Raw genomic sequence first — 7727 nt, 5'->3', positions numbered from 1 at the left:
CATGAGCTTATGCGTTTAAAGCCCAATAAATTACCCTATTTTCAGAAGGGTCTGCGTGCTATGTTCCTTATCCAATCTGCTTTTTAGCTTCTTTGTCACCCCTTCAGTACCAATTCAATTAATGACTGCAACACATCCTTAGGTAAAGACGCGATTCATCGCGTCTCTACAAATGGTCTATTTGTCACATTTTTTTAAATTGGTATAATCTACAAATTTTCTTAACCGAGCAGTATTGTTCCCGACCCTATACCCCACAAAAAAGAATAAATTGTTTTAAAGCGTTATCAAATAAAGACTTTGGTCATTGAGTACATTATTAATACATATTAATAGATGCAGTATTGCAGATGAGATATTAATAGATGCAGTATTCATTGAAAGTTAATTTAAGAGCCTAAAGCTATCCTTTAAACACGGAGTAAATCCTACCGTTAAATCTTTAATGCAGATAATACACTTACTTTCTAGTACTGGCTATTTCTGATTCTTATATTCACGTGTTCTGATAATGCAGCTTAGAGGCGGGGACAAAAATCATATTATGAACAAAACCTTTGCAACCATCGACGGGAATGAGGCCGTTGCCCGTGTTGCTTACAAATTAAATGAAGTGATTGCCATTTATCCTATCACCCCCTCTTCAGCAATGGGTGAATGGGCTGATGCTTGGTCAGCAGAAAATCGTCCTAACCTCTGGGGTACTATTCCCAGCGTCGTGCAGATGCAGAGCGAAGGGGGAGCGGCTGGTGCTGTGCATGGGGCTTTGCAAACAGGTTCCCTGAGTACCACCTTTACGGCATCTCAGGGATTATTGTTGATGATACCCAACTTCTACAAAATTGCTGGTGAGTTGACTAGCGCTGTAGTTCACGTTGCCGCCCGCTCCTTGGCTACTCATGCTTTATCAATTTTTGGCGACCATAGCGACGTAATGGCAGCTCGGGCGACTGGTTTCGCCCTGCTGTGTTCCGCTTCGGTACAGGAAAGTCAAGATTTTGCTCTCATCGCCCATGCTGCTACCCTAGAGGCGCGAGTCTCCTTTATGCATTTCTTTGACGGCTTCCGCACCTCCCATGAAGTGCAGAAAGTCAAATTGCTCTCAGATGATGATTTGCGATCGCTAATCCACGATAACTTAATACTCGCCCACCGCAGCCGCGCCCTCACCCCAGATCGTCCAGTATTGCGCGGTACTGCCCAAAACCCCGATGTTTACTTCCAGGGACGTGAAGGCGCTAACCTTTACTACAATGCTTGTCCAGAAATTGTCCAGCGGATCATGGATGAATTTGGAGAACGCACGGGAAGGCATTATAAAATCTATGAATATTACGGTGCTAACGATGCCGATCGCGTTATCGTTCTTATGGGTTCAGGTTGTGAAACTGTCCATGAAACAGTAGATTACCTTAACGCCCGTGGTGAAAAACTTGGTGTAGTCAAAGTGCGACTTTACCGCCCCTTTGATGTCCAAAGGTTTGTTGCAGTATTACCAACTAGTGTAAAAGCGATAGCTGTTCTCGACCGCATCAAAGAAGCAGGTAGCGCTGGTGAGCCTCTCTACCTTGATGTAGTTACAGCTTTGTATGAGGGGTGGGGAGCAAGGGAGCAGGGGAGCAGAGGAGCAGGGGAGAAATTAGGATTAGATTCTCCTCTGCCTAAAATTATCGGTGGGCGTTACGGTCTTTCTTCTAAAGAATTTACTCCGGCGATGGTGAAGGGCATTTTTGACAACCTTGCTCAAGCTAAACCAAAAAATCACTTTACGATTGGGATTAATGACGACGTTAGTCATACTTCTTTGAGCTTTGACCCTAATTTCTCTACAGAATCGGATAATGTTGTTCGGGCAATGTTTTATGGGTTAGGTGCTGATGGTACAGTTGGCGCTAACAAAAACTCTATCAAGATTATTGGTGAAGAAACCGACAATTACGCCCAAGGCTACTTTGTCTTTGACTCAAAGAAATCTGGCTCAATGACCGTTTCTCACCTCCGCTTCGGTAAAGAGCCAATTCGCTCCACCTACCTAATTGACCAAGCCAACTTTATTGGTTGTCATCACTGGGGATTTCTAGAACGCATAGATATTTTGAAGGCTGCTATTCCTGGGGCGACTTTGCTGCTTAACAGTCCTTATGATGCAGATACCGTTTGGGAATATCTGCCGCTGAAGGTACAGCAACAAATTATCGACAAGCATTTGAAGTTATATGTGATCAATGCTAGCGAAGTTGCTCGTGAAAGTGGCATGGGTGGCAGAATTAACACGATTATGCAAGTATGCTTCTTTGCCTTGGCGGGTGTCTTGCCGCAGCAAGAAGCGATCGCTAAAATCAAACAAGCGATTGATAAGACTTACGGTAAAAAAGGCGCAGAAGTTGTCCGCATGAACTTGCAAGCTGTAGACAACACCTTAGACAACTTACATAAAGTAGATATCCCACAGACAATCCAAAATCCCCACTTTCCACTCTCTACTACCCACTCTCCACTTAACTCCGCTCCCGAATTTGTGCGAGAAGTTTTGGGTAAAATCATGATTTGGGAAGGTGATGATTTACCTGTTAGCACACTACCTGTTGATGGCACCTTTCCCGTAGGCACTGCCAAGTGGGAAAAACGTAACGTTGCCGAAGAGATACCTGTGTGGGAGCCGGATGTATGCATACAATGTGGTAAGTGTGTCATGGTTTGTCCCCATAGCGCCATCCGTGCTAAGGCTTATCAAGCCGATGAGTTAGTTAATGCACCAGCAACCTTCAAGTCAACTAGTGCAAAAGATAAAGACTTTGCCAATCAAAAATTTACCATTCAAGTTGCCCCAGAAGACTGCACGGGATGCACGATTTGTGTAAATATTTGCCCTGCTAAAAATAAATCTGAGCCATCGCTGAAAGCGATTAACATGGCACAGCAGTTGCCATTGCAGGAACAAGAGCGGAAAAACTGGGATTTCTTTTTGAGTTTACCTAATCCTGACAGGCGATCGCTAAAATTAAATCAGATTCGCCAACAACAACTGCAAGAACCATTATTTGAATTCTCTGGTGCTTGTGCAGGTTGTGGTGAAACACCTTATTTGAAATTATTAACACAATTGTTTGGCGATCGCGCCGTCATCGCCAATGCTACGGGTTGTTCCTCAATTTATGGTGGGAACCTCCCCACAACTCCTTGGACAACCAACGCCGAAGGACGCGGCCCCGCATGGTCTAATAATCTATTTGAAGATAACGCCGAATTCGGTTATGGCTTCCGCCTTTCCCTCGACAAACAAGCTGAGTTTGCGGCAGAATTGTTGCAAGAATTGGGGAGTGAAATAGATGAAAACCTTGTCTACTCCATCCTGAAAGCTGAACAAAAATCTGAGGCTGACATTTGGGAACAGCGCGAAAGGATAGAACTGTTGCAGCAAAGGTTAGATGAAATTGTAACTTTCGACCCCAATTTCAAATCCAAAATCCAAAATCTCAAATCTCTTGCAAATTACTTAGTGAGAAAAAGCGTCTGGATTGTTGGCGGTGACGGTTGGGCTTACGATATTGACTTTGGCGGTATCGATCATGTAATTGCTAGTGGTCGAAATGTCAACATTTTGGTGATGGATACAGAAGTGTATTCTAATACAGGCGGTCAATCTTCTAAAGCCACGCCACGAGCCGCAGTTGCTAAATATGCCGCTAGTGGTAAGCCAGCACCAAAGAAAGACTTAGGGATGATTGCCATGACCTACGGAAATGTCTACGTAGCGAGTGTAGCCCTTGGTGCTAGAGATGAACATACCCTGAAAGCATTTTTGGAAGCAGAAGCTTACGATGGCCCATCACTAATTATTGCTTATAGCCATTGCATCGCCCACGGCATTAACATGACCACCGGGATGAATCATCAGAAAACTCTGGTAGAATCAGGTCGTTGGTTGCTGTATCGGCATAATCCAGAGTTGCTTAACCAGGGTAAAAATCCTTTGCAATTAGATATGCGATCGCCGAAGCAATCTGTAGAAGATTCCATGTATCAAGAAAATCGCTTCAAGATGCTTACTAAGAGCAAACCCGACGTTGCCAAGCATTTATTAGAACAAGCTCAAGCTGAAGTAGATGCACGTTGGCAGATGTACCAATATCTAGCAAAACGCGACACTCTCTGAACATCAGTCCTGGTTTTAGTTATAAACATTGCGACTTTACTAACTCAAGTCGCAATTTTCGTTATAAAAACCCATTTTTTTTGTTACAAACATCAGAATTTTCGTTACAAAAAACCATTTTGGTTACTAAATTCATTATTTTTGTGACAAACATTATAAATTTTGTGAGAAAAAAACCATTTTGGTTAGTATAACTGTTATTTTCGTTACAAAATCACCATTTTAGTTACTAACACTGTGATTTAAGTTGTATTAAACCACAGTGTTAGTCAACAAACGCGCAAATGTGGGGTTTGATTTCTCAACCCAATCTGTAAAAAAAAGTGCAATGTCTACGACAGACTGTGACGCTCGAACGCGAGAGCGGGTTGCAGAGAAGATTCACTAACGCTTCTCAACAAGAGGCTGTACCTAGCTTGCTTAGACGTAAAAACACACTATCGCTGACACAAAAACTTAATATAGCACTTCCTAAAATTCACTCTAACTTTATCAGAATCATACCCAGCCTCTTGACAATGCTTAGATATTTATAAGAGTATTTAAGTGATTTAACGGTTATTAAAGTAATTTTTGCTTACAAAATCAAATAGGTTACTAGCTGATACCAAAAGACTGCTTGTAATTCGCGATTAAATTTCCTAATTACAAATTACAAGCTGACAAATTATTCAATTATCGCTTTCGCTCAGATGTGGCAGTAGAAAGGTATCACAGAGGGTAAGCAAAGAAATATTAATAGATATGCAAATCAATTTTAGAAGAAATCAATTTTAAAAGAGAGCAGGTGCGTAGGCGTAGCCCATCGTAGACATCGCCCAATCTACAACGCAATAAGAGATTACCAATCTAATGGCAGTGGGAGAGAAGCTAGGGGAGCGAATTGTATTAAGATTTTTGTGAAAAATTCTGACTGAGCAGCTAGGTACTCAGCTTCTTAGTACAGATTAGCGGGAATAAGCGATCCCTTTGAAATGTCTAAAATATTTACGCGATCGTAATTACAAACTACAAATTACGAATTACGCCTTGCAGTATAAGTATCTTTGCTAATGACTAACGACAAATACTCATAAAAACTAACACTGGAGAAATGATGGCAAATTCAATTTTTAACCTTTCGGATCTCAACGGCGCTAACGGCTTCGCTATCAACGGCATCAATGCGTATGACGCATCAGGCTATTCTGTCAGCAGTGCCGGAGATGTCAACTCAGACGGCATCGACGACCTGATTATCGGGGCATTCGGTGCCGACCCCAACGGCCTCTCTTCTGGGCAAAGCTATGTGTTGTTTGGCGGGACGAATATCGGCGGCACTCCTAAGCTCACAGCAACTCCCGGTGCAGACACTCTCATCGGCACAATTGGCAACAATATCATCGACGGCAAAGGTGGTAACGATACCCTAACAGGCAACGGTGGTCCAGATAAGTTTGTGATTCGCCCTGGCGATGGCAATGACATCATCACCGATTTTGATGGCGTAGGTAAAGGCAAAAAACCATCGCCAGATGTGATTGTTAACCCAGTCACAATTGTGGTTCCTCAAGTAGACACGCTGAACTTTACAGGTAGTGGATTGACTGCTAAGAATCTGCAATTAACTCAAAATGCCAACAATCTAGAAGTCACTTTTGAAGATACAAGCAATACCAAAGTCATCCTGCAAAACTTTCAACTAGAAAACCTGGATAATTTACCTGCGTCGGGTAGCGAACCAGCGCTCGGCAATATCCTGTTTGATAACCAGACCAACATCGTTGACAGTTTTGATGTCTTCGATGCCAACTCCACTCAAACTAACTTGTTTAACAAAAATACGGTTACATTCCTCAATGACCTTAACAATAACATCTCTAGTTTTTACAACTCCAGCGATGTGATTAATGGTCAGGGAGGTGATGACATCATCGACGCCAAGAGGGGCAATGATTTGCTGCGGGGTGGTACTGGTAATGATACTCTCATCGGTGGTGATGGCTGTGATACCCTGGCTGGCGGTACTGGTAATGACGTACTCACAGGTGGTGAGGGTTATGACATATTCCTTTACAACACCAGTGCTGCTTTTAACGGCACTGATGTTGGTCTAGATACCATTAGTGACTTCAACGGTGTATTTGATACACCCGCACTAGAAGGTGACAAGGTTGTACTGGATAAGACTACCTTTAATACAATTACTTCTGCTGCGGGAATAGGTTTTAGTAACACAAGTGATTTTGAAATCACTTCTTTAGCGGGGACTAGCACGGCGAAAATTGTCTACGATCCTATGAGTGGGCAGTTGTTCTACAACCAAAATGGCAGCACGGCTGGTTTTGGCAGCGGTGGTCAATTTGCGACTCTAACTGGTGCCCCAAATCTTACGGCATCTAATTTTATTATTCAAGCGTAATTTGCTTGGAACAGCAAACTTCGAGTTCCAAACAGCAAACTTCGAGTTCCAAACAGCAAACTTTGAGTTCCAAACAGCAAACTTCGAGTTCCAAACAGCAAACTTTGAGTTCCAAACAGCAAACTTCAAGCTCAAAACAGCAAACTACTAGCTCAGAACTTTGAAGCTGAATCCTTTAGTAACAACTCTGGGCTACTTAGATAGACGAGTCATTTCAAACAATTGCTGGGCATTATTCCCTAAAAAAGCATTGAAAAGTATCTGCTTTCCAGATTCCACTTCTACTAGATAGCGCTGGGCAATTTCATAATAAGCGTAAGTCCAAGGGATCTGAATTTCTGCGCCACTGTTATCATCTAACACTGTTAACATCTCGGTTACTGCTTGAGTTGCAGTTTGCCGCAAACCACAAGCAATATTTCCCTCTATCTCTGCTTTCATTGGTACACCCAGGTTAGCCAAACCATCGGCGGTAGTCTCAATGTCTGGATATTCTGGAGTGTTCTGTCCATTGACGTAGCCTGTGAAATGGTTGACTGCATAACCGTGCAGCAACACCCAAGCCCCATACTGAGTAACCTGATTCACCTCTTCGATAATCGAACGCTGGGGAGGTAGCCAAGGGCGGGTGAAGACTTGCTGGAGTTGTTTGGCAATAGTTTCAAGGTTCCCGTCTTTTTGTAGAAGAGTAAGGGGTGAGGTCAGTTCGTCTGGGATTGAAGATACTGTTTTAAAGATGAGTTGAGCAATATTTGCAGGCAATTCATCGACAATCAACTCGCTGATAAACAGCTTGGGTAAGTTAAATTCCTCTTGCTGTGGATGACGATAATGACGAGCGTACAAATGAGTTTGAGCAAAAGTATACTCTCCAGCCGCCACATAACCCAAAGCTTCTGCAACTTGTCCAAGGTAGTCAATTCCTAAGTTAAGTTGACCTTGTGGAGTATCTACTAATAAACGCAAAGACCGAAAGGCGATGTGGTCGTTGGCGACAGTGCCACCCGCAGCAGTAATCATTTGCTGGTAGGTACGGGCATGATTTACCCTAGCGCTATATTCTTGCCAAAGTAATTTCCATAAATCAAGGGCTATTTCGGGTTTCATAAAGTATTGGCATTGGGCATTGGGCATTGGGCATTGGGCATTGGGCATTGGGCATTGGGCATT

The 7727-nt window shown here is 43.0% G+C and carries 3 protein-coding genes; 2 read left to right on the top strand and 1 reads right to left on the bottom strand.

Annotated features, from left to right (window positions below):
* The first annotated feature begins 544 nt into the window (after positions 1–544).
* Positions 545–4156, top strand: a complete 3612-nt coding sequence (nifJ, locus tag HWQ58_RS22545) for a pyruvate:ferredoxin (flavodoxin) oxidoreductase (protein WP_292867357.1) — start codon at positions 545–547, stop codon at positions 4154–4156.
* Positions 4157–5249: 1093 nt separating this feature from the next.
* Entirely contained in the window at positions 5250–6557 is a 1308-nt protein-coding gene (locus HWQ58_RS22540) for a calcium-binding protein (protein WP_292867354.1), read from the top strand.
* Between the two features lie 192 nt (positions 6558–6749).
* Here the strand turns inward: HWQ58_RS22540 and HWQ58_RS22535 are convergent, their stop codons facing one another.
* On the bottom strand, positions 6750–7664 hold the full coding sequence (locus HWQ58_RS22535; RefSeq protein ID WP_292867360.1) for a DUF1338 domain-containing protein: 915 nt from the start codon (positions 7662–7664) through the stop codon (positions 6750–6752).
* Positions 7665–7727 lie beyond the last annotated feature (63 nt).

Origin of the sequence: Nostoc sp. LPT, from assembly GCF_017115165.1 — a bacterium.
GTDB lineage: Bacteria > Cyanobacteriota > Cyanobacteriia > Cyanobacteriales > Nostocaceae > Nostoc.
This window is presented reverse-complemented; position numbering and strand designations above follow the sequence as displayed.